The sequence below is a fragment of the Tessaracoccus sp. MC1627 genome, from assembly GCF_014164725.1.
Lineage (GTDB): Bacteria > Actinomycetota > Actinomycetes > Propionibacteriales > Propionibacteriaceae > Arachnia.
In genome coordinates, this window is the sequence record NZ_JACJGA010000005.1 from 268,132 (window position 1) to 289,079 (window position 20,948).

The following is a 20,948-nucleotide window of genomic DNA, read 5'->3' on the forward strand; positions in this document are numbered from 1 at the left end:
TCACCAGAGAGAGGATTGGTTGGCCTTCTTGGCGACGAAGTTGAACGTCACGAGAAGGATGAGATTGAGCACCGAGTTGAACAGCCCGATGGCGGCCGAGTAGCTGAACTGCGCCTGCTGGAGGCCGGCCTTGTACACGTAGGTGTTGATGATCTCGGAGGTCTCGAGGTTGAGCGGGGTCTGCATCAGGTAGACCTTCTCGAACCCGAGGTTGAAGATGCTGCCGATGGCCAGGACGAAGAGGATCGTCACCACGGGCAGGATGCCGGGGATGTCGATGTGCCAGATCCGCCGGAACTTGTTGGCGCCGTCCATCTTGGCCGCCTCGTGCAGGGAGGGGTCGATGGCGGTGAGTGCCGCGAGGTAGATGATCATCGAGAAGCCCGCGTTCTGCCAAACGTCCGAGCCGATGTAGAGGGGTCGGAACCAGTCCGGGTCGCCCATGAAGAAGACGGGCTCGCCGCCGGAGAGCTCGATGACGTTGTTGACGATCCCGGCGCCCGGGCTGAAGAGCAGGAAGATCATGCCCACCACGACCACGACGGAGATGAAGGACGGCGCGTAGAGGACGGTCTGCACCATCTTCTTGAACCGCGGCGAGGAGAGCTGGTTGACGATCAGCGCCAGGACGATCGGCACCGGGAAGGCGACGAGCAGGCCGACGGTGTTGATGGTCAGGGTGTTGACCAGGAGCTCCTCGAACTGGAACGAGTTGATGAACCGCTCGAAGTGCATGAGCCCCACCCAGGGGCTGCCTGTGAAGCCGTCAGCCGGGTTGTAGTTGCGGAACGCGATCTGCGCGCCGTACATCGGCCAGTACTTGAAGATGATCAGGTAGATAAGGCCGGGAGCAAGTAATACGTATAACTGCCACGAGCGAAGGATCGACGTGCGGCGCGAGACGCGTCTTCGCGGGGGAGGGGGCGCATCGGCTGCGCCGGTCGGAAGGGTTGGTGGGGTGGCGGTGGTGGTTGTCATGCGGGCACCTTTGCGAGCGCGACGGAATCGCGGGTCTGAAGGGAACATTCGACGGCGAGCCGCTTCGGCGCTGAGCTCCGGCTCAGCACTTCGGCGACCGCGAGGCGCCCCATCTCCACGAGCGGGAGCTGGAACGTCGTGAGGCGCGGGGAGAACATCGGGGTCAACAGTGACTGGTTGTCGAAGCCGACGATGCTGACATCGTCGGGGACGGAGAGGCCGAGCTGGTAGGCGGCGTGGTAGGTGCCGAGCGCCGTGCGGTCGTTGCCGCAGAAGATGGCGGAGGGGCGGTCTGCCTGGCGCAGAAGCTCCGCGCCGAACGCGAGCCCGTCCTCATAGGCGCCGTTGCCGTAACGGACCTGGCGTGGGTCCAGTACGAGCCCGGCGTCGGCCAGGGCGTCGGTGAACCCCTGAAGGCGGCCGGCGGCGGCGGGGAGCGACGAGCCCTCGGGGCCGATGTTGATCATGGCGAAGCGACGGTGGCCGGCGTCGAGGAGGACCTCGGCGGCCGCGCGGCCACCGGCCACCTCGTCGGGGAAGATGCTGGTGACCGAGCCGGTCAGGTCCTGCGAGTTCACGCAGACGGTGGTGGTCGCGGCCAGCGTGGCTGGGAGCTCGAAGCGGCGGTGATACATGGACGCGTAGATCACGCCGGCCACGCGGTAGGACTGCATCATGGAGATGGCCGCCCTCTCGAGGCGCGGATCACCGGTGGTGTCGACGGTGAGCAACACGTACCCCTGCCGCCAGGCCTCCTGCTGGGCGCCCAGGATCATCTCGCCGGCGAACGGGGTAGTGGCCACCTCGTCGCCGATGAGGCCGATCAATCGCGACTTGCCCTCGCGGAGGACCTTGGCGTGGACGTTGGTCCGGAAGCCGAGATCCTTGGCGGCGTCGAGGACGCGCTGGGCGGTGGCGGCGGAGACACGCCCGGACTGGGTCCCGTTGAGCACCATGGATACCGTGGCCTGCGACACGCCGGCGGCTGCGGCGACATCGTTCATGGTGGGCTGGTTCTCCATCGAACACCTCCTCGGGGGTTATGCGTATAACGAGACATTAGACGCACTCGGCTTGTGTGTCAACCCCTGGGTTCTGCCGCGTTGGTCCCCAGCCAATCAGCCCCCTGGGGGGCGGGGTCAAGGGGCCGGCGCGGCCGTTGTGCCTCTAGATCGCACTCTTGGCTCTGCAGTGGGTCGAGGGTCGATCTGGAGGAACGCAGGCCGCGGAATCCTCCGCCGGGTCCATGGCTCGGCTGCATTTGAGCGCGCTGATCTACCGTCTCGGATCGTTGGCCGGTCAGGTCCAAGGACGCCGGCATCCGCTCAGAGAAACTCCAGGATGGCCGCAACCGTTTCGGCCTGGGCCTCCTCGCGGGTGACCTCAGCAGTGCCGTGGCCGCTCTGCGGTCCGTAGTTCCCGAAGTGGGCGTGGACTCCGCCGTCGATCACGACGAACTCGGTGTCGGCGGGGAGGTTCGCCCTGCTCGCGTCGACGTCGGCGGGAGTGGCGAGGCCGTCGTTCCTCCCCGACACGCTGAGCACGGACAGGTCCGACCCGGAGAGGTCGCCGATGGGGAACGACCCGAGCAGGATCAGGCCCGCGGCGCCGTCGTCGACGGCCTGCTGTGATCCCACCGCTCCGCCCAGCGAGTGACCTGCCACCACCCATTCAGCGACGTCCGGAAATGCGGCCTCGGCACGCGTGACCACCCCGGGCGCGAGGAAGGCGATCCCGAGCGGCGGCTTGGCGATGTAGACGGGGTGGCCGGCCTGCGCCAGGGGAGTGAGGAGGGGGATGTAGGCGCGCGGGTCCACCAGGGCGCCGGGGATGAACACGACGCCGGCGCTCTGCGGCTCCGCGTCGGAGGGGTCGAGGCGGATCGAGGTGGAGTCCGAGGTGAGCACCACTCCCGGTGGGGTCTCGATGCTCGCCGCGTCCTCGACATCGACGGGATACGGCGCCAGCCAGAAGGTCGCGGCGGCGAAGCCGGCGCCCAGCGCGGCGGCGGCCCAGCGCCGGATCGTCCGTGCGGTGCCTGGCTTCGGCGTCGAGCCCCTGGCGCCCCACCAGAGCAGGCTCGCTCCGAGGGTCGCGGCGATGACCAGCCACAGCAGGTAGGCCCAATGCCCGGCCACGACGGCGCCGCCGGCCTTCAGCACGCCGGCCACGACCGCCACCACAAGAGTCGCGCCCGGCAGTCTTCGCGTCCACGCCATTGCGCAACCGTAGCCGCGACCCTCGGCGCAGGTGTGAAGCGTCCAGCCGCGGGGCAGCAGGCCCCAGTCCTGCTCACGGCCTGCGATCCGACCCTTCGAGACATCCCACGATCGCTGCGCGATGCGGGATTCCTCAGGGAGCGATGGTGGGGTGGGCAGGGAGGTGCCCACTGGCGGCGATTTACCGCGGGAGATGCTCCCCATGAGGCCCAGCCAGCAGCGTCAGGAGCGCGGCGAGCTGGTCCTGCTCGGCCGGCGACAGCACCGCGAAGTACTCCTCGGAGCGTTCCTTGCGCTGCGACATCACCGCGTCGTGGATCTCCAGGCCGGTCGGGGTGGGGGCGACGATGACCGCGCGGCGATCGCCCGGGTCCGGGGTGCGGTCGACGAGGCCTGCAGACTCCAGCTGGTCCACCACCTCGGTGGCTGAGCGCGGCGCGATCCGCAGCCGCTCCGCCAGGTCCTTGAGGCGCAGGCCGCCGTCGGCACGCGCCAGCGTGTGCAGCGCGCGCCACTGGAACGGCGTGATCTCCCACGGCGAGAGCTGGTCAGCCCAGGAGCTCCGCAGCCCGCGGAAGGCTGCGTGAAACAGGGAGCCCAGGTCCTGCGGCTCGTGAGCCGGGTGCGAGGTGTCCATCTCGCCAGCCTACTGCAGAGTTGCCCTCCAGCCTCATAGTGAGGTAACCTCAGTAATGCGTGCGAACCACTCCACGCCTTTCTCGCAGGAGGTCGATGCCTCATGGCAGCACCCCACACTTCACCCGGCGGCGGGTCCGAAGGCGGGCGCGGTCCGGCCCGGGTCAACCCCGCTGACAAGCGCCAGCTCGCCCAGCACCCCGTCGATCTGCGGCGCGTCGCCGCCCTCTTCGCCCCCCACAAGCTCACGATCCTCATCGTCGTGCTGCTGATCAGCGCGTCCTCGATCGTCGGCCTCGCGCAACCGTTCCTCGTCCGAGGCGTCATCGACGACGCCCTCCCCAACCGGGACCTCGGCCTGCTCGGCCTCCTGACCGGCGCGATGGTCGCGGTGGCGGCCGTCACGGCCAGCATCGGCGTGATCCAGACCTGGCTCGCCACCCGGATGGGCCAGCAGGTGATGCACAGCCTGCGCACGTCGCTGTTCACCCACCTGCAGCGTCAGTCGCTGGGCTTCTTCACCCGCACCAGCGGCGGCGACGTCCAGTCCCGTCTCACCCACGACATCTCCGGCATGCAGTCCGTGGTGACCAGCACCGCCACGTCGGTGGCCTCCAACCTCACCACCGCCGTCGCCACCGCCGCCGCCATGGTGGCGCTCTCGCCCCGGCTGTCGCTGATCTCCCTGGTGGTTCTCCCGCCGGCCATCTTCCTCAGCCGTCGCGTCGCCCTGCTGCGCCGCGACATCACCAGCCAGCGCCAGCGCGAGCTCGCCACCCTGCACACGCAGGTGGAGGAGGGGCTGTCCGTCTCCGGGATCCGGCTGGCCAAGACGCTCGGCACCACCGGCCGCAACGGGGAGCTGTTCACCGAGTCTTCTGACCGCCTCGTCGGCTTGGAGTTGCGCTCGCAGCTCGCCGGTCAGTGGCGGATGGCGACGATGGGCATCATCTTCGCGGCCATCCCGGCCGCCATCTACCTCGCCGCCGGCTTCCCCGCGGTCTCGGGCGGCATGACCATCGGCACGCTGGTGGCGTTCACCGCGCTGCAGACGAGCGTGTTCCGGCCCGTGATGGGCCTGCTCAATGTCGGGGTCCAGTGGGTCACCGCGACCGCTTTGTTCAGCCGGATCTTCGAATTCCTCGACCTTGTCCCCGAGGTCCAGCCGCCTGCCCGCCCCGTCCGCCTGGACCCCTCGGCGGTCCGCGGGGAGGTGCGCTTCGAGGGCGTCGCCTTCTCCTACGGCGACGGTGCCCCCGTGCTGCGAGGCATCGACCTGGCCATCCCCGCCGGCACCACCACCGCCGTCGTCGGGCCCACCGGGTCCGGGAAGTCGACGCTCGGCGCCCTCATCCCGCGCCTCCACGACCCCTCCGTCGGCCGGATCACCATCGATGGCGTTGATGTACGTGACATCGCGCCCGAGGACCTTGCGGGCATCGTCGGCGTGGTCAGCCAGGAGACCTACCTCGTGCACGCCACGGTCCGGGAGAACCTCCTCCTTGCTGACCCGGCTGCCGCTGAGGACCGCCTGTGGGAGGTGTTGGAGTCGGCGCGGATCTCGGCGCTCATCGCCGGCCTGCCCGACGGTTTGGACACCATGGTGGGCGCGCGCGGACACCGCTTCTCCGGCGGCGAGCAGCAGCGGCTGGCCATCGCCCGGACCATCCTGCGCAACCCCCGGGTCCTGGTGCTCGACGAGGCCACCAGCGCTCTGGACAACACCACCGAGGCCGAGGTCCAGCAGGCCCTCGACCGGCTGGCCGAGGGCCGCACCACCCTGACGATCGCGCACCGCCTCTCCACCGTCGAGCATGCGGAGCAGGTGGTGGTCCTCGAGGCCGGCCGGATCGCGGAGCGTGGCACCTACGCGGGGCTGCTCGCCGCGGGCGGTGCCCTCGCCAGGTTGGCCGCCCGCCAGCGGGCCGAGCAGGTCAGCGTGGACGAGGCCGGCGGGGGGCTCGCCCACGCGGCGTGAGCGTGGCCTGGCTCCTCAGGCGTCGCGTCTGCGGAGCAGGAATCCCGCGATGACGAACGTTACGGCGATGTAGGCCATGAAGACGCCGAAGCCAGCCCAGGGACCCAGCGCCTGAGGCGCGCCGTCGACGACGGCGGTGACCTCGGGCGCGACGATCCTCTCCCCGGCGATCGCGGGCAGGTACGGGTAGCTCGCGATGAACCAGTCCGACGTCATCATCAGCAGCTGCCACAGGCTGGTGAGCATCAGCAGGACGGCGAGCGTGAGCGTCAACGCGCCCGCGGTGCGCCGGATGATGGCCCCGATCCCCAGCCCGAACAGCCCCACCCCCGCGAGGTACAGCCCGCTTCCCCAGAAGATCCTCTGGACCTCCGGGTCGGTGAGGGGGGCCGCGCCGTCAGCGCCGAGCAGTGGGTAGCTGGCCAGGTAGGACACGGTGACGCCGGCGATCCCCAGGAGAAATCCGACGACGGCCACGAGTACCGCCTTGGCTCCGAGCGCTGAGAGCCTGGTGGGGACCGCGGCGAACGTGGAGCGGATCATGCCGGTGCCGTACTCGCCGGTGATCGTCAGCACTCCGAGCACAGCGACGACGACCTGGGCGAACGTGTAGCCCATGCCGATCGCCATCCGCCCGTCCGGGCCCCCGTGGCCCTCGGCCATCGTGGCGGCGAACCCCGTCAGGACGGCCATCAGCACCATGGCCACCAGCGTGGCGGCCACCGTCCAGTAGGTGGAGCGCAGGCTCCACATCTTGATCCACTCCGAGTGCAGCACCCGGATGAACGAGACCGGTTTGACCGGCACCCGTGAGGTGGAATCGGAGCGGCTGATGAGGTCGGTGTTCATCGGAGTTCCTTCGTGGTCGTTGTCTGGTACTCGACCTCGTCGCGGGTGAGGGAGAGGTAGGCGTCCTCGAGTGAGGGATGTTGGGGTGTCAGTTCGTGCAGGGCCAGTCCCTGACCTGCGGCGAGGTCGCCGATCTGCGCGCAACTCAGCCCCTCGACGGACAGCTGGGTGGGGCCCAGTGTGGTGACGGTCGCCCCGTTCGTGGCGAGGAGTTCTGCGACGTTCGCCCCGCGAGGGGCGACCACCCGGACGACGGTCTGGGTTGCCGACGCGATCACGTCGCGGATGGGGCCGGAGGCGATGATCCTCCCGCGGCCGATCACGAGGAGTTCATCGGCGGTCTGGGACATCTCGCTCATCAGGTGCGACGAGATGAAGACCGTCCGTCCTTCAGCTGCCAGTTGCCGCACCATCGTGCGGACCCACTTCACGCCCTCGGGGTCGAGTCCGTTGACCGGCTCGTCGAGGATGAGCGTCTCCGGGTCGCCCAGCAGGGCGGCGGCGATCCCCAGCCGCTGACCCATGCCCAGGGAGAAACCGCCCACGCGCTTGTCGGCCACGGCGTCGAGCCCGGTCATCCCGATCACCTCGCGGACGCGACGTGACGGGATGGCGTGGGTGGCGGCCATGGCGCGCAGGTGGTGGTAGGCGCTTCGCCCGGTGTCCACGGCTCTGGCGTCGAGCAGCACCCCCACCTCCCGCAGTGGAGCCGCGTGGGCGGCGTAGGGCTTGCCGTTGACGGTGACTGAACCCGCCGTCGGCCGGTCGAGGCCCACGATCATGCGCATCGTCGTTGATTTGCCCGCGCCGTTGGGGCCCAGGAAGCCGGTCACCGTCCCCGGCCGCACCTGGAACGACACACCGTCGACAGCCGTCTTGTCCCCGTAGCGTTTGGTGAGCCCTCGCGCTTCGATCATCATTCTCCTTCGCGGAAACCGGGTGCCGCAGGGGGCGGCCACCGTGTACTTCGACGCTACGGCGACGGCCCCCCGGCACACATCGCCCCGGGGGCCGTGCTTCACCCGGCCGCACCTACGCCTCCCGGGCCAGGGTCTCCGCCTGCAGGTGGACGCGGGCTTGACGGGGGTACCCCTCCAGGCCGGTTCCCCGTCGGACCCCGCCCGCCCCGGAACGGTCTGAGAGGATGGTTGGGGACAGCTCCCGAATCGACCCGCACCCACCGCAAGGCTTGTCATGACCGAATCGACGGCGTCCAGCCCGACGACGGCGCGGCCGCGCGCCTGGCTGACCGCCTCCCCGCGACGGATGGACCTGCTGAGCGCCGGCACGCTGCTGGTGCTGGCCGCCGTGACCAGCACCGCGCCCGGGGTCGACCTGTCCGCCACTGAGTTGACGGTCGCGGTGGCCGGATCCGTCATCCAGTCGGCGGCCCTCCTCTTCCGCCGCCGCGCCCCGATCGTCGTGCTCGCGGTGAGTGTCGCGGTGCTCGTGGTGACGGCTGTCGTGACCGGTGATCCGGTCGCCTCGGAGCTCGGCGTGGCCTTCGCGGTCTACGGCGTCGCGACGCAACGCCCACCGGCCGTGACCTGGGCGGCGTGGGCGGTCGCCCTCGGGGCGGCCTTCCTGACCTACCTGGCGACGCTGCGGCCACCCGTCGGCGTTGAGCCTCCAGGCTCGTTGGAGCTGTTGCTGACGACGATGTTGGGACTGGTGCTGGTGACGGTCGTCGCCCTTGCACTGGGGCTCACCGTGAGGGGGCACCGGGAACAGGTGGCTGCCCTGGAGGAGCGGGCCCGGCAACTAGCGCTTGAGCAGGAGCAGCGCGAGCAGCTGGCCGCGGCGGCCGAGCGTACCCGGATGGCCCGGGAGATGCACGACGTCGTTGCGCACTCGGTGGCGGTGATGGTGGCTCTCGCCCACGGTGCAGCCGCGTCCTTCGACAACCGCCCGGACCGGGCGCGCGAGGCCCTGGACGAACTCAGCAGCACGGGCCGGGCGGCATTGGCCGACATGAGGCGCATCGTCGGCCTGCTGCGCGACGAGCAGTCCGCTCCGCCGGGGGCTGGCGCGGCGGGCACCGCCCACGAGCGACCCGCCGCTGACACCGTTGCCGCCCTGGTGGAGACGTTCGACAAGGCAGGGTTGCCGGTCGTTCTCGTGGAGCGGGGTCCGGCGCTCCCGAAGGACCCGCACCTCCGCCACGCGGTCTTCAGGGTTGTCCAGGAGTGCCTCACCAACGTGCTGCGGCATGCCCCTGACAGCGGAAGCGTCCAGGTTCGTCTGGACAGGGCGCAGGATCATGTGACGATCGTGGTCGTCAATGCACGGGGCCGCGGCGAGACGGAGCCCACCGGTGCCGGGTACGGCCTGGCGGGGATCCGGGAGAGGGCGGCCGCCTTCCGTGGGACGGTGACCACAGGGCCGACGTCGGCAGGCTGGCAGGTCACCACCACGCTGCACTACGAGGAGGAGAGCTGATGAACGACCATTCCGACCCCGCATCACGTCCCGTCCCCGACCCCATCCGGGTGCTGCTGGTCGACGACCAGGCGCTCGTCCGGATGGGTTTCCGTCTTGTGCTGGAGTCGCAGCAGGATCTCGAGGTGGTAGGTGAAGCTGGTGACGGCGACACCGCGGTCGCCCTCGCCCACCAGCTCGGTCCAGACGTTGTCCTCCTTGATGTACAGATGCCGGGACGCGACGGGATCCAGGCCACCGCGTTGATCACCGAACAGGTCCCTGCCTCGCGAGTGCTGATCCTCACCACGTTCGACCTGGACGAGTACGTCTACGCGGCGTTGCGGGCGGGCGCCAGTGGATTCCTGCTCAAGGACGCCCTGCCCGCAGAGATGATCTCAGCCGTCCGTGCCGTCGCCGCCGGCGATGCCGTCCTCGCGCCGCGGATCACCAAGCGACTCCTGGAGAAGTACGCCCAGCAGCTCCCACTCCCCAGCGCGGACAGGGACCAGACACGTCGACATCCGCGCCTGGCCAGTCTCACCGAGCGCGAGTTCGACGTCCTGGCCCACGTGGCGCGAGGCCTGACGAACGCCGAGATAGCGTCACACCTCGGCGTCTCCCCGGCCACGGTCAAGACCCACGTCGGCAGCATTCTGACCAAACTCGGAGTGCGGGACCGGGTCCAGGCGGTCATCATCGCCTACGAGACCGGGCTGGTGGCCTCGAGCTAGACCCGGGATCCGGACCCCGCACGGCACCCCTTTCTTGAGTGGGGATTGGGGGAGGGTAGACCGTCCTTGGTCCCACACTCTGCAAGGTGGTCCCAGCCCCGGGGTGGCCATGACCTCAGACCGACGATTTGGATACCCCCTGGGGTATGGCATACTGGTGGTGTGAGTACTTCAGGACACGACATCGCGCCCCGGACGCACCAGGTTCTGGGCGACGTGACGGTCGCGGCCAGCGGGCCGGCCTATTGGCGGGCGGCCTGGTCGCGGCGTCACACGGTGGCGGCGCTCGCCTCGGCCACGGCCCTGTTCGTGGCCTTGATCTCTGCCCGTCAGAATGCGCTGGGTGTTGATGCCCTGCCCGGCGCACTGGACCTGATCGGCCTGTCGCTGGCCGCGCTGATCGGCGCTGTCACGCTGGCCACCTACATTCCGCCTGTCGGGGTTGCCGCACGCGAGCACCTCACGGGCGGCTCATGCGGGATCATCCCGGCCGCGGCCACCCTGCTGGCTCCGGTCATGCTCGCTCAGGCCCCGGCCACCCTGTTCCCGATGGTGGTGCTCCTGGCCTGCTACGGCATGGCCGCCGCCAAGCGCATCACCGACCACGCATCCTGCTGATCAATCCCCTCGAAAGGAACCCCCATGCCCACTCTTGAACTGACCTCCGAGAACTTCGAATCCACCGTGACCAGCGAGGGGATCACCTTCGTCGACTTCTGGGCCGACTGGTGCATGCCCTGCCGCGCCTTCGCCCCCGTCTTCGAGAAGGCCGCCGACGCCCACCCCGATGTCCGCTTCGGCAAGGTGGACACCGAGGCCGAGCGCTCGCTCGCCGGCGCCGCGGAGATCTCCGCCATCCCCACCCTGATGGCCTTCCGTGACGGGATCCTCGTGTTCCGCCAGTCCGGCGCCCTGCCGGCGAAGGCCCTCGAAGAGGTCATCGACGCCATCGAGGCGCTCGACATGGACGACGTCCGCCGCCAGCTCGACGAGGCACAGGCCGCCGAGGCCCAGCTCGACGAGGCACAGCGCGCCTGACCCGCACGAATCATGCCCGCCCGCCGCGCGTTCGCGGCTGGGCGGGCATGATCTGTCTCAGGAGGTGCACCCCATGAGCTATGCACTGCGAATCGACCTGGAGCGCCCGTTCGACGAGGCCGTGGCCATGATCAAGGAGTCGCTCGCCGAGAGCGGGTTCGGGATCCTCACCGAGATCGATCTGAAGAAGACCCTGAAGAACAAGATCGACGTCGACATCGAGGACCAGGTGATCCTCGGCGCCTGCAACCCGCGCTTCGCCTACCGCGGCATTCAGGTGGAGCCGTCGCTCGGGTTGCTGTTGCCCTGCAACGTGGTGGTCCGGCACAGCGCCGGCGTCACGGTGGTGGAGACGATCGACCCGGAGACGATGGTGACCCTGACCGGAAACCCGGAGATGGAAGCCGTGGCGCTCGAGGTCCGGGCCGGCCTCAAGGCGGCGTTGGAGCGGGTCGCGGCGTCCTGACCCATCGTCAGGCGAGGGGGCCGAGGAGGAACTGACTGAGTCGCTGGTTCGGCAGGTCCGCGTCGCCGTGCTGGGTCCCGAAGGCCGTCGTGGCGTCGGTTCCGCAGAGCGGGATGATCCGCTCCGGACCACCGGGGTGCTGCGGGATCCAGTCCGTCACGTCGTAGACGAACCCGTTGACCGCCACCCAGCACGACTCCGCCGTGTTGTTCGCCTCGACCGTCGCCATCGAGTAGCCCTCCTCGGGCACGAACGTGCTGGTGGCCGGCGGCGTGCCGATCCGCGACGGCGTTGAGCTGGGCTCCGGCGCTGGCGTGCTCGCAGGGGAGGCGCTGGTCACCGCCGGCGCGGAGGATATTGACGGCGTCACTGAGGGCACAGAGGCTGACGCGCTCGGCGACACAGTCGCGGCCGGCGACGCCACGACCCCGCCCCACACCGCCGTCGCGCCCGAATGGCCGGCGCCCACGGTGAGCACCAGGATCACCACCGACAGCACCGCCGCGACCCACCCCAGTGCGCCCTGCGCCGCCGTCGGCTCCTCCTCGTCACTGTGGACCCACCACAGCCACCCCCCGGCGAGGACGAGGTAGGCCACGGAGGTGAACGCCAGCGCCGTGCCCCAGGTCTGATGCGTGGCAGGCAAGCCCACGCGCTCGGCCAGCGCGTTGCCGGCGAGCATCGCCACCACCGCCGAAGCCGACCCCACAGCCAGCAGGCCGAGCAGCACCAGTGCAAACCGTGGACGCCACCTCGGGACCGCGGCCAGGGCGATCACACCCAGCGCGACGAGCGGCAGGAGTACCACCACCGCGTGCACCACCAGCGGATGGAGAGGCAGGCCCAGCACGGTATCCAGCATGCAGAAAGGGTAGTCGGGACCACGTCGAGAAGGAACACCCCGCCGCCCGCGATCCGGCCGAGGACCCGCCCGTGTTGGTCCGCATTCCGCGACAGTGGACAATGGCCCCATGAAGAGAGCAGCAGACGAGCAGGGACTCGACGTCTTGGACGACGGCACCCCGCCTAGGCACAAGCGCCGCCGCGGCCCCATGTTCGCGCTTCTCATGGCCTGCATCGGGGTGCTGGTGCTCGCGCTGGGCGTCGCCGGGTACTACGCGGTCCGGGGCCTTTCGGCCCTGGACTCCATCGACCGCGACCAGCAGCTGACGCCCCAGGACTACGAGGGACGCCCGGAGGCGGCCACCCCCGCGCCCGCCGCGTCGGGCGAGGCCCAGACCGAGGCCCCCCTCAACTTCGTCCTCATGGCCAGTGACTCACGCGGCGACATCGAGGAGGGCCGAAGCGACTCGCTCATGATCGCCCACGTCACCGGCGACCGGCAGGCCGTCTACCTGGTGTCCTTCCCCCGCGACATGTGGGTGGACATCCCCGGACACGGCAAGGGCAAGATCAACTGGGCCTACTCCTTCGGCGGCCCCCAGCTGACCGTCCGCACCCTGGAGCAACTCACCGGGGTCCGGATGGATCACACGGTCCTGATCGACTTCGAGGGCTTCATCCAGCTCGTCGACTCCGTCGGCGGCATCAACGTCTACAACCCGTGGGCCACCGAGCAGAACCCCGGCACCCGGTTCGAGGAGGGTGAGATCCACCTCGACGGCGAGCGCGCTCTGGTCTACGTCCGCGAGCGCTACCCGCTCCCCAACGGCGACCTGGACCGCGCCTACCGGCAGCGCACCGTCGTCAAGGCCATCATCCGCGAGATCATGACGCCTGCCACGCTGGCCAACCCCGTCACCTTCTCCAACGTGGTGGGCCAGATGGCGGACACCATGACCGTCGATGACGGCATGACCAACCAGTTCGTCACCGATCTCGCGCTGTCCATGCGGCTCACCGGGACGGGTTCGATCGGCATGCTGCAGGCGCCTGTTTCCGGCACGGGCATGGTGGGCAGCCAGTCGGTGGTGGTCGTGGATGACGACGGCCTGGCCGAGCTGTCGCGGGCCCTCGCCGAGGACACCATGGACGAGTACCACGCCGCGAACCTCGACGGGTCGTTGGGCGAGGTGGCCGAGGTCGACCCAGAGGAGTGAGCCGCCCGCCGCGCCGCCGCTGGTGGGCCCTCGGGCTCGCCGTCGCACCCGCCGTCCCCATCGGATGGCTGGTGTTCGTGGCCGACGGCTGGACGATCAATAGGCTCGTGGTGGACATCTGGAGCCGGGCCGTGGCGTTGGGCGCGGACCTCACACCGGAGCAGACCGACGGCGTCCTCAACACCCTGATGCTGCTCCCGTCGGCCTTCTTCGCCTCGCTTTGGCTGCCGCGCGTGCGGTGGTGGGTCTGGGTGGCGCTCGGGGCGGGGGCCTCGGTGGCGATCGAGACGGTTCAGTACTTCACCGACCGCGACGCAAGCGGCCACGACCTGGCCTTCAACACCCTCGGCGCTGCCTTGGGCGCCCTCGCCGGCGCCGCCGTGAACAGGGCCGCGGCGGATGGGTCAGGTCTCGTCGAGCGCCCGGTCGGTGTACTCCGGAAGGAACCAGGCGGCAACCATCGCCATGCTGAACATCACGCCGAAGAGGGCGAAGAGCGCGGGGCGGCCGAAGCCGGCCACGATCCACGGGACCAGTAGCGGAGCCAGCATCGCCGCGATCCGGCCGAAGGCCGTCGCGGCCCCGGCCCCGGAGGCGCGCATCGCGGTCGGGTACACCTCGGGGGTGATGGCGTAGAGGGCGCCCCAGGCACCCAGGTTGAAGAACGACAGGATGCAGCCGGCCGCCAGCGTGATGGCGAAGGCCGCGGACTCCGAGCCTGGAGCCACGGACTCGGCCACCTGCGGGGCCATGCCGAACGCGAGGGCGCCCACCACGGAGCCGCCGAGGAACGTCACCAGCGTGGGCCGGCGGCCCCACACCTCCACCAGCACCGCCGCGACCGCGTAGCCAGGCAGCTGGGCCAGCGTCATGTACAGCGTGAACTCAAACGACTTCACCAGCGTCATGCCGCCGTCGTAGAGCAGCGTGGGCAGCCAGATGAACGCGCCGTAGTAGGCGAAGTTGATCCCGAACCAGGTCAGCCACAATGCGACGGTGCGGCGCTTGAACCTGTCCCCCCACAGCTCGCTCTTGTCGACGACGACCACCTGGAGGGTGACGTCGGGGGCCTTCGCGTCCTCCGGGACGGTGACGCCCGCCTCGCGCTCGAAGTCCGCGACGACGGCCTCGGCCTCGGCGTGGCGGCCCTTGCCCTCCAGGAATCGGACGGACTCGGGCAGGCCGTAGCGGACCACGAGGGAGTAGGCGGCCGGGATGGCGCCGAACGCCAACGCCCACCGCCAGCCGTTCTCGTTGGGCACCACGAAGAAGCCGATGGTGGCCGCGGCCAGCCAACCGACGGCCCAGAACGACTCCAGCGCCACCACCACGCGCCCGCGGATCCTGCGGGGCGCGAACTCGCTGACCAGGGTGGAGGCCACCGGCAGCTCGGCGCCCAGGCCGAGGCCGACGATGAACCGGAAGATGATCAGCGCGGCCAGCCCGCCGGAGAGTGCGGAGAGGCCGGTGGCCACGCCGTAGACGAGCAGGGTCAGAGCGAAAACCTGCCTGCGGCCGATGCGGTCCGCGAGCAGCCCTCCGAGCGAGGCGCCGAACGCCATGCCGACGAACCCCACCGATCCCAGCAGCGACAGCTCCCCGCCGGTGAGGCTCCACTCCTGGGCCAGCGCGGCCATGATGAAGGAGATCAGTCCGATGTCCATCGCGTCGAGCGCCCATCCGACGCCGGAGCCGAAGAGGAGCTTGTTGTGCTTCCGGGTGTAGGGCAGCTCGTCGAGGCGTTGCGTGCGGGTGAGGAGACCAGACATGCCCGCAGTCTAGGGAGCGCGGGACCCTGGTGTGCGGCCGCGGCCGGGCGTGATCCCGCGCGGCGGGCGGTGGGGCAGAATTGGGCCATGCTCACCCTCCGCGGCCTCATCGTCTGCCTGCCCGACGCCCCAACCGACGACCTCGTCGGCGTCGTGGAGGTCCTCATCGAGGAGGGCTTCTCCTTCTTCGCGCTCCCGGTGGGGGCCGGCGCCTTCGACGACATGGTGGCCATCTTCGGCGAGCGCGCCACGCTGGGGGCGCTCAGGGTGGCGTCGGTGGACCAGGTCACGGCGGCCTCCGCCGCGGGCGCGCGCTTCGTCTTCAGCGACGTGGCCTCAGGGCGGATCGCGGACGCGGCGTCGGCCCTGGAGCTGCCCTGCTACCTCAGCGCGATGACGCCGACGGAGGTGCGGGCGGCGCTGGACACCTCGGCCACCGGAGTGCTCCTGTATCCCGCTGACGTGATCGGGCACGCCATGGCGCCGCGATTGGCCGAGTTGGGGATGGCGAGCCGCGTGATTCCGCTCGGCGGGCTCGGCGCCTACGCGGCGGGGGAGTGGGGCAAGGCCGGGTCGGCAGCGGCGTGCGTGGACACCGCGCTGCTGGGCGACGCCGTGAGCGGCGGCTCGTTGTCCATGCTGCGCGACCGCTGCGGCTCCTTCCTCACCGTCGAGAAGGCGATGGCCGCCCGAGCCTAGATGTCGTCCGGCATGGCCCGCGCCGGCCGTTGACCCCGGGGCGCCTCGCCGGCCGGATCGGGGCCGAGCATCCCGTGCAGCGTCTCGGTCTGGCTCAGCGTGTCGTCGAGGAAGTCGATGGAGGTGCCCTCGTCGTCCCCGAGTCGAGAGGCCTTCGCGCCACGGAAGACCATGACCGCCGTGGCGATGAGGGCGGACCCGCCCACCACGACGGAGGCCACGAGGAACCAGGAGACGGGGCCGATGGCATCGGTCGGGGTCGTGGCAGGGGTGGTGTCATCCTCGGAGGGTGAGGGCGAGGCCGACGGTGTGGGCGTGGCAGAGGTCGACGGGGTGGGTGAGCCCGTGGGGGTGGGGGTCGCCGTGGCCACCACGGTGTGCTCGATGGCGATGGCGGCTTGGGCCTTGGCCGCGCTCAGCTGTGCCGTGCCCGCGAAGGACAGGGTCAGGGTGAGTGTGCCGGCGGGCTGCGCTTCGGGAATCGCATAGAGGGCCTCGTAGGCGCCGGTTGAGGTGGTGACGGTGAAGGACTCGTCGACCTGGCCGCCGGCGTCGGCGACGCTGATGCCGGCGGAGCCGATGCCGTTGCCGTTGGCGTCGGTCAGGCGCCCCGTGATGGTGATCACCGAGCCGTTGACGGCGCCGCCGGGGGCCTGGGCGGTGAGGGTCAGCGCGGCCGGCTTGGCGGGCTCCTGAGTGGCCGCGCCGCCGCCGTCGGTGCCCGGCTGCTGGGTGGCGCCGGGTTGTGTCGCGGTGGGCGTGGGCTTCGGCGTGGCGCCGCCGTCGTTTCCGCCGCCGTCGTTTCCGTCGCCGTCGTTTCCGCCGCCGTTGTTCCCGTCATCGTCGTTGTTGTCGGCTGGCGTGCCCACTGTGATGGTGGTCTCGGCCCGGGCTGGGTCCACGCCGCGCGACCCGCCAAACACGACGGCCACCACGTGTTGACCGACGGCCAGGGTGTCGGGGAGGTCGAAGTTCATGTCGAACTCGCCGTCGTTGTTGGTGCGGTCAGACTCCATCTCACGCCCGTCCAGCGTGGCCACCAGGTCTGCCCGCTTCACCGGTTCTCCCTCCGACGTGAGGGTGCCGGCAATCTCGACCTCATCACCCGCGACCGCAAAGCTCGCCTTCAGGGTGGAGGGGGCAGCGTGCGCAGGCAGTGCCAGGAGCGCGAAGACCGACACGAGGGTCGCGGCCAGGGCTGCGCGCACGGGGGTGGGGAGCATCGATGGTTCCATTCCTGCATCAGGTGGGGGAATCGTATCCGACTGCTGAGGATTTGCTGAGGACGACCACTGGGCCGACGCCGGAACGCGGGCTTGCGTTTCGCCGGTGAACACGTATCCTGAGATGAATCTTAAGGTTTCTTAAAGTTCTCAGGGAATGAGGTGGGCATGGCTGGAGCGCGACGTGCCACGATGCCAGGCGACGACGGCGACGTGGTGGAAGTCGCGGGCTCTGTGCCCGCCCGTCGCGCCGCCGGATCGGCTCCGCGCGGTGCCCTGGTGCGTCGCGTGCTGGCGCCGGTGACCTTCCTCGGTGTGGTGGGCCTGGCGGCTGCGGCCATGGCCCTCCCCGGCACCGAAGCCGGCCTCGAGCTGACGGACCCGAGCCTGGCGGCGTCCAGCCCGTTCGGTGTGTCGCGCAACTATGCCCGCCCGTCGCTCACCGCCCCCGTTTCCCCGACGCCCTCCGCGTCTACGAGCGCCGCCGCGTCGCAGACCCCGTCCGCGACACCGACCGCCTCGACAATCCCCAGCGCGACGGCCGCGGAGGTAGCGGCGACGACCGCGACCGCGAGCGTGCCCGCGGCTGTCGAGACGCCCAGCCCCGAGCCCGTGGACTACACCGCCATGCGGGAGGGCGCGGGGACCCGCTACACCACGGCCGGCGTCAACCTCCGCGTCGGTCCCGGCGTGGGCTACGACGCCCGCACCACGCTGAGCGAGGGCAGGTCCGTGCAGATCACCGAGTGGGCCGTCGACGGTTGGCGCCAGGTGGTGTGGTCGGAGAAGTCCGGCTGGATCAAGGAGAGCTTCCTGACCGAGACCAAGCCCGTGGTCGCCGCGGCCCCCTCGAAGACCGCGGCCGCATCCGGCGGCAGCTCGTCCGGATTCTCGACGGAGGCGTGCGCAGCGGCCTCCGGCATCGAGTCCGGGCTCACCTCCCGCACCCGCGCGGTCCTGCGGGCGGTGTGCGCCGAGTTCCCATCGGTTGACAGCTACGGCGGCTACCGCGCGGACAGCGGCTCGTACCACAGCTCCGGGCAGGCCATCGATGTCATGGTCTCAGGTGAGGCCGGCTGGGAGATCGCCAGGTGGGCGCGTGCCAACGCATCGTCGCTGGGTGTCATCGAGGTGCTCTACGCCCAGAAGATCTGGACGGCACAGCGCTCCGGCGACGGGTGGCGCAGCTTTTCCGACCGCGGGAGCGTCAGCGCCAACCACTACGACCACGTGCATATCAGCGTTCGCTGACCCTGGGGGAGGGTGGGCGTTGAGCAAATGGCACGGTTCGCCTATCCCTTGAACGATCAAGACCCCCTGTTTCCGCGTTGAGCCCTCCCATTTGCTCAAAGCCCACCCGGGCCCATGGTCGCGGGCGGAGCAGGCCCCCTAGGCTGGGGTCATGATCACTCCGGTTGACGCCACCACCACTGAAGCCTGGGCGGACCTCCGCATCCTCCACGACGCGCTCCTCCCGGACCTGCGCGGCTGGTTCGAGGCGGACCCCAACAGGGCCGCCGAGCTCACCTTCGACATGGCGGACCTCCACATCGACCTCTCCAAGAACCTCATCAACGAGGACGTCGTCGCCGCCCTCCTGCGGCTCGCCGAACAGGTCAACCTGGCTGACCGCCGCGACGCCATGTTCGACGGCGAGCGCATCAACGTCACCGAGAACCGCTCGGTCCTCCACACGGCACTGCGGCTGCCGCGCGAGGCGAGCCTGGTCGTCGACGACCAGGACGTGGTGGCCGACGTCCACGAGGTCCTGGACCGGATGTACGCGTTCGCGGACAAGGTCCGCTCCGGCGAGTGGACGGGCGTCACCGGCCAGCGGATCGAGACGGTGGTCAACATCGGCATCGGCGGCTCAGACCTCGGGCCGGTCATGGTCTATGAGGCGCTCCTGCCCTACAAGCAGGACGGCCTCGAGTGCCGCTTCGTCTCCAACATCGACCCCAACGACTGCGCCGAGACCCTCGCGGACCTGGACCCCACCACCACCTTGTTCATCGTGGCCTCGAAGACGTTCACCACGCTCGAGACCCTCACCAACGCCCGGATGGCTCGCGACTGGTTCCTGTCCAGGCTCGCCGAGGCCGGGGTCGTCGAGGACTCCGACGAGGCCCGCCGCGGCGCGATCGCCAAGCACTTCGTCGCCGTGTCCACCGCGCTGGACAAGGTGGCCGCCTTCGGCATCGACCCCGCCAATGCCTTCGGGTTCTGGGACTGGGTGGGCGGCCGCTACTCGGTGGACTCCGCCGTCGGCCTGCCCGTGGCGATCGCCATCGGCCCGGAGGGCTTCCGCGACTTCCTTGCGGGCTTCCACGCCGTCGACGTCCACTTCCGCACCGAGGTGCCCGAGCGCAACGTGCCGCTGCTCATGGGCCTCATGAACGTCTGGTACGTCAACTTCTGGGGCGCCCACAGCCACGCCGTGTTGCCGTACGCGCAGTACCTGCACCGGTTCGCCGCGTACCTGCAGCAGCTCACCATGGAGTCCAACGGCAAGTCGGTGCGCTGGGACGGTACCCCCGTCACCACCGACACCGGCGAGATCTTCTGGGGGGAGCCCGGCACCAACGGCCAGCACGCCTTCTACCAGCTGATCCATCAGGGCACCCGCCTCATCCCGGCAGACTTCATTGCAGTGGCCAACCCGGCGCACCCCACCCTCGACGGTGACACCGACGTCCACGGACTCTTCCTCGCCAACTTCTTCGCACAGACCGCCGCGCTGGCCTTCGGTAAGACGGCCGACGAGGTCCGCGCGGAGGGCACCCCGGAGGCAATCGTCCCGGCCCGGGTGTTCACCGGCAACAAGCCCACCACGTCCATCATGGCGCCGGCCCTCACCCCTTCTGTGGTGGGCCAGCTCATCGCGCTGTACGAGCACATCACGTTCGTGCAGGGCATCGTGTGGGGCATCGACTCCTTCGATCAGTGGGGTGTCGAGCTGGGCAAGAAGCTGGCCATGGAGATCGCGCCGGCGGTGCTGGGCAATGCCGCGGCTCTAGCCAAGCAGGACCCGTCCACCCAGTCGCTCGTGCGCTGGTACCGCGATCATCGCCTCTGAGACGCCGGCCGGGGGGCGTGGCAGACGGCGCCGTGCCGCGCTGATCCTCGGCGCGCTGCTGACCCTCGGGCTGGTCCCGGTGGTGGTCAGCGGCGTGCGGGTGGCCTGGCTGTCCCACGGGCGCACCGCCACGGTCCAGACGGTGCCCGCCCGTGACGTCGGTCTCGTTCTGGGTGCCAAGGCAGACAGGGACAGGCCCTCGGCCTTCCTGGCCGCACGCCTGGACCTTGCCCAGCGGCTCTACGAGCAGGGCAGGATCAAGGCCATCCTGGTCAGCGGTGACGGCATGGCGCGATCCAATCACGAGACCGACGTCATGCGCGACTACCTTGTTGAGCGGGGCGTCCCGGCCGAGAAGATCGTGCAGGACCCCGCTGGGTTCGACACCTACGACTCCTGCGTGCGCGCCCGCGACGTGTACGGGGTGCGGGAGCTCACCGTCATCACGCAGGACTACCACCTGGGCCGGGCCATCGCGATCTGCTCGCTGGTGGGCGTCGACGCGGTGGGTGTGGGGGACACGTCCATGCTGCGCCGCTACCCGCTCAACTGGTTCAAGGGCGTGAGCCGCGAGTGGGCGGCCAACCTCAAGATGGAGTGGGACGTGTTCTCTGCGCGCCGGCCCCAGCAGGACCCGCCGGACCCGTCGCTCGGGAGTGCCGTCGAGGACTGATCGGCTTAGGGAAACGCTGATTAATCGGCGAGCCTGGGATTTGATGGGCCGGCCTGGTCTGTCGGGGTGGATGGTTGATCAGTGGGTGTTGAGCCGGGTCAATGACGTGTTGGCTAGGTAGAATGCTGGTTG

General features: G+C 69.8%; 20 protein-coding genes and 1 pseudogene. 12 read left to right on the forward strand and 9 right to left on the reverse strand.

Going from position 1 to position 20,948, the window contains the following annotated elements; translation table 11 throughout:
• From H5399_RS12320 to H5399_RS12335, 4 genes are all read right to left on the reverse strand, one after another.
• A complete protein-coding gene (locus tag H5399_RS12320; RefSeq protein WP_182783336.1) occupies nucleotides 1-978 on the reverse strand; it encodes a sugar ABC transporter permease in 978 nt (325 codons plus the stop codon).
• Nucleotides 975-2,000 carry a LacI family DNA-binding transcriptional regulator gene (locus H5399_RS12325; protein ID WP_182783337.1) on the reverse strand — a complete coding sequence of 342 codons (1,026 nt, stop codon included), beginning with the start codon at nucleotides 1,998-2,000 and terminating at the stop codon, nucleotides 975-977. The genes H5399_RS12320 and H5399_RS12325 overlap by 4 nt, the downstream gene beginning before the upstream one ends.
• A 303-nt stretch (nucleotides 2,001-2,303) precedes the next feature.
• Nucleotides 2,304-3,401 (reverse strand): alpha/beta hydrolase, encoded by a 1,098-nt coding sequence (locus H5399_RS12330; RefSeq protein WP_182783338.1) that lies wholly within the window; start codon nucleotides 3,399-3,401, stop codon nucleotides 2,304-2,306.
• Nucleotides 3,379-3,834, reverse strand: coding sequence for a MarR family winged helix-turn-helix transcriptional regulator (locus tag H5399_RS12335; protein WP_182783339.1), 456 nt, complete (start codon nucleotides 3,832-3,834; stop codon nucleotides 3,379-3,381). Before H5399_RS12335 ends, H5399_RS12330 begins: the two co-directional genes overlap by 23 nt.
• A gap of 102 nt (nucleotides 3,835-3,936) precedes the next feature.
• Here H5399_RS12335 and H5399_RS12340 point away from each other — a divergent pair, with 102 nt between their 5' ends.
• The gene (locus H5399_RS12340; RefSeq protein WP_182783340.1) at nucleotides 3,937-5,811 is read left to right on the forward strand and encodes an ABC transporter ATP-binding protein; all 1,875 of its coding nucleotides are present in this window, start codon (nucleotides 3,937-3,939) and stop codon (nucleotides 5,809-5,811) included.
• A gap of 15 nt (nucleotides 5,812-5,826) precedes the next feature.
• On the opposite strand, the gene H5399_RS12345 is transcribed toward H5399_RS12340, so the two are convergent.
• The gene (locus tag H5399_RS12345; protein ID WP_182783341.1) at nucleotides 5,827-6,660 is read right to left on the reverse strand and encodes an ABC transporter permease; all 834 of its coding nucleotides are present in this window, start codon (nucleotides 6,658-6,660) and stop codon (nucleotides 5,827-5,829) included.
• Nucleotides 6,657-7,577: an ABC transporter ATP-binding protein gene (locus H5399_RS12350; RefSeq protein WP_182783342.1), complete on the reverse strand. Its 921-nt coding sequence runs from the start codon at nucleotides 7,575-7,577 to the stop codon at nucleotides 6,657-6,659. The genes H5399_RS12345 and H5399_RS12350 overlap by 4 nt, the downstream gene beginning before the upstream one ends.
• A 277-nt stretch (nucleotides 7,578-7,854) precedes the next feature.
• On the opposite strand from H5399_RS12350, the gene H5399_RS12355 reads away from it, so the two are divergent.
• From H5399_RS12355 to H5399_RS12375, 5 genes are all read left to right on the forward strand, one after another.
• Nucleotides 7,855-9,099 carry a sensor histidine kinase gene (locus H5399_RS12355; protein WP_182783343.1) on the forward strand — a complete coding sequence of 415 codons (1,245 nt, stop codon included), beginning with the start codon at nucleotides 7,855-7,857 and terminating at the stop codon, nucleotides 9,097-9,099.
• Entirely contained in the window at nucleotides 9,099-9,812 is a 714-nt protein-coding gene (locus H5399_RS12360) for a response regulator transcription factor (RefSeq protein ID WP_182783344.1), read from the forward strand. Before H5399_RS12355 ends, H5399_RS12360 begins: the two co-directional genes overlap by 1 nt.
• 162 nt (nucleotides 9,813-9,974) lie before the next feature.
• The gene (locus H5399_RS12365) at nucleotides 9,975-10,430 is read left to right on the forward strand and encodes a hypothetical protein (RefSeq protein WP_182783345.1); all 456 of its coding nucleotides are present in this window, start codon (nucleotides 9,975-9,977) and stop codon (nucleotides 10,428-10,430) included.
• 24 nt (nucleotides 10,431-10,454) lie between these two features.
• Nucleotides 10,455-10,850, forward strand: coding sequence for a thioredoxin (gene trxA, locus H5399_RS12370; RefSeq protein ID WP_182783346.1), 396 nt, complete (start codon nucleotides 10,455-10,457; stop codon nucleotides 10,848-10,850).
• A gap of 73 nt (nucleotides 10,851-10,923) precedes the next feature.
• Nucleotides 10,924-11,316 carry a DUF302 domain-containing protein gene (locus H5399_RS12375; protein WP_182783347.1) on the forward strand — a complete coding sequence of 131 codons (393 nt, stop codon included), beginning with the start codon at nucleotides 10,924-10,926 and terminating at the stop codon, nucleotides 11,314-11,316.
• A gap of 7 nt (nucleotides 11,317-11,323) precedes the next feature.
• Here H5399_RS12375 and H5399_RS12380 read toward each other — a convergent pair whose 3' ends face one another.
• On the reverse strand, nucleotides 11,324-12,178 hold the full coding sequence (locus tag H5399_RS12380; RefSeq protein WP_182783348.1) for a cytochrome b5-like heme/steroid binding domain-containing protein: 855 nt from the start codon (nucleotides 12,176-12,178) through the stop codon (nucleotides 11,324-11,326).
• Between the two features lie 109 nt (nucleotides 12,179-12,287).
• Between H5399_RS12380 and H5399_RS12385 the strand changes: the two genes are divergently transcribed.
• Together H5399_RS12385 and H5399_RS18120 are read left to right on the forward strand one after the other, a co-directional pair.
• A complete protein-coding gene (locus H5399_RS12385; RefSeq protein WP_182783349.1) occupies nucleotides 12,288-13,376 on the forward strand; it encodes an LCP family protein in 1,089 nt (362 codons plus the stop codon).
• 131 nt (nucleotides 13,377-13,507) lie between these two features.
• Nucleotides 13,508-13,735, forward strand: a pseudogene (locus H5399_RS18120) (VanZ family protein); the annotation flags it as partial.
• 45 nt (nucleotides 13,736-13,780) lie between these two features.
• Here the strand turns inward: H5399_RS18120 and H5399_RS12390 are convergent.
• Nucleotides 13,781-15,145 (reverse strand): MFS transporter, encoded by a 1,365-nt coding sequence (locus tag H5399_RS12390; RefSeq protein WP_182783350.1) that lies wholly within the window; start codon nucleotides 15,143-15,145, stop codon nucleotides 13,781-13,783.
• A gap of 87 nt (nucleotides 15,146-15,232) precedes the next feature.
• Between H5399_RS12390 and H5399_RS12395 the strand changes: the two genes are divergently transcribed.
• Nucleotides 15,233-15,844, forward strand: a complete 612-nt coding sequence (locus H5399_RS12395) for a hypothetical protein (protein WP_182783351.1) — start codon at nucleotides 15,233-15,235, stop codon at nucleotides 15,842-15,844.
• Here the strand turns inward: H5399_RS12395 and H5399_RS12400 are convergent.
• Nucleotides 15,841-17,067: a carboxypeptidase-like regulatory domain-containing protein gene (locus H5399_RS12400; protein WP_182783352.1), complete on the reverse strand. Its 1,227-nt coding sequence runs from the start codon at nucleotides 17,065-17,067 to the stop codon at nucleotides 15,841-15,843. The genes H5399_RS12395 and H5399_RS12400 overlap by 4 nt on opposite strands.
• A gap of 168 nt (nucleotides 17,068-17,235) precedes the next feature.
• Here H5399_RS12400 and H5399_RS12405 point away from each other — a divergent pair, with 168 nt between their 5' ends.
• The 3 genes from H5399_RS12405 (at nucleotide 17,236) to H5399_RS12415 (ending at nucleotide 20,816) form a co-directional block, all read left to right on the forward strand.
• A complete protein-coding gene (locus H5399_RS12405; RefSeq protein WP_182783353.1) occupies nucleotides 17,236-18,318 on the forward strand; it encodes an SH3 domain-containing protein in 1,083 nt (360 codons plus the stop codon).
• A gap of 151 nt (nucleotides 18,319-18,469) precedes the next feature.
• A complete protein-coding gene (pgi, locus tag H5399_RS12410; protein ID WP_182783354.1) occupies nucleotides 18,470-20,143 on the forward strand; it encodes a glucose-6-phosphate isomerase in 1,674 nt (557 codons plus the stop codon).
• A 79-nt stretch (nucleotides 20,144-20,222) separates the two neighbouring features.
• Complete coding sequence (locus H5399_RS12415) at nucleotides 20,223-20,816, forward strand: ElyC/SanA/YdcF family protein (RefSeq protein ID WP_182783355.1); 594 nt, start codon at nucleotides 20,223-20,225, stop codon at nucleotides 20,814-20,816.
• Nucleotides 20,817-20,948: the final 132 nt, after the last annotated feature.

Bases quoted from the DNA above. Each gene is read 5' to 3' on its own strand.
- H5399_RS12325 (WP_182783337.1), bottom strand. From the start codon at position 2,000: ATGGAGAACCAGCCCACCATGAACGATGTCGCCGCAGCCGCCGGCGTG.
- H5399_RS12345 (WP_182783341.1), bottom strand. From the start codon at position 6,660: ATGAACACCGACCTCATCAGCCGCTCCGATTCCACCTCACGGGTGCCG.
- H5399_RS12340 (WP_182783340.1), top strand. From the start codon at position 3,937: ATGGCAGCACCCCACACTTCACCCGGCGGCGGGTCCGAAGGCGGGCGC.
- H5399_RS12335 (WP_182783339.1), bottom strand. From the start codon at position 3,834: ATGGACACCTCGCACCCGGCTCACGAGCCGCAGGACCTGGGCTCCCTG.
- H5399_RS12400 (WP_182783352.1), bottom strand. From the start codon at position 17,067: ATGCTCCCCACCCCCGTGCGCGCAGCCCTGGCCGCGACCCTCGTGTCG.
- H5399_RS12320 (WP_182783336.1), bottom strand. From the start codon at position 978: ATGACAACCACCACCGCCACCCCACCAACCCTTCCGACCGGCGCAGCC.
- trxA (WP_182783346.1), top strand. From the start codon at position 10,455: ATGCCCACTCTTGAACTGACCTCCGAGAACTTCGAATCCACCGTGACC.
- H5399_RS12355 (WP_182783343.1), top strand. From the start codon at position 7,855: ATGACCGAATCGACGGCGTCCAGCCCGACGACGGCGCGGCCGCGCGCC.
- H5399_RS12395 (WP_182783351.1), top strand. From the start codon at position 15,233: ATGCTCACCCTCCGCGGCCTCATCGTCTGCCTGCCCGACGCCCCAACC.
- H5399_RS12380 (WP_182783348.1), bottom strand. From the start codon at position 12,178: ATGCTGGATACCGTGCTGGGCCTGCCTCTCCATCCGCTGGTGGTGCAC.
- H5399_RS12405 (WP_182783353.1), top strand. From the start codon at position 17,236: ATGGCTGGAGCGCGACGTGCCACGATGCCAGGCGACGACGGCGACGTG.
- H5399_RS12360 (WP_182783344.1), top strand. From the start codon at position 9,099: ATGAACGACCATTCCGACCCCGCATCACGTCCCGTCCCCGACCCCATC.
- H5399_RS12350 (WP_182783342.1), bottom strand. From the start codon at position 7,577: ATGATCGAAGCGCGAGGGCTCACCAAACGCTACGGGGACAAGACGGCT.
- H5399_RS12375 (WP_182783347.1), top strand. From the start codon at position 10,924: ATGAGCTATGCACTGCGAATCGACCTGGAGCGCCCGTTCGACGAGGCC.
- pgi (WP_182783354.1), top strand. From the start codon at position 18,470: ATGATCACTCCGGTTGACGCCACCACCACTGAAGCCTGGGCGGACCTC.
- H5399_RS12390 (WP_182783350.1), bottom strand. From the start codon at position 15,145: ATGTCTGGTCTCCTCACCCGCACGCAACGCCTCGACGAGCTGCCCTAC.
- H5399_RS12385 (WP_182783349.1), top strand. From the start codon at position 12,288: ATGAAGAGAGCAGCAGACGAGCAGGGACTCGACGTCTTGGACGACGGC.
- H5399_RS12330 (WP_182783338.1), bottom strand. From the start codon at position 3,401: ATGGGGAGCATCTCCCGCGGTAAATCGCCGCCAGTGGGCACCTCCCTG.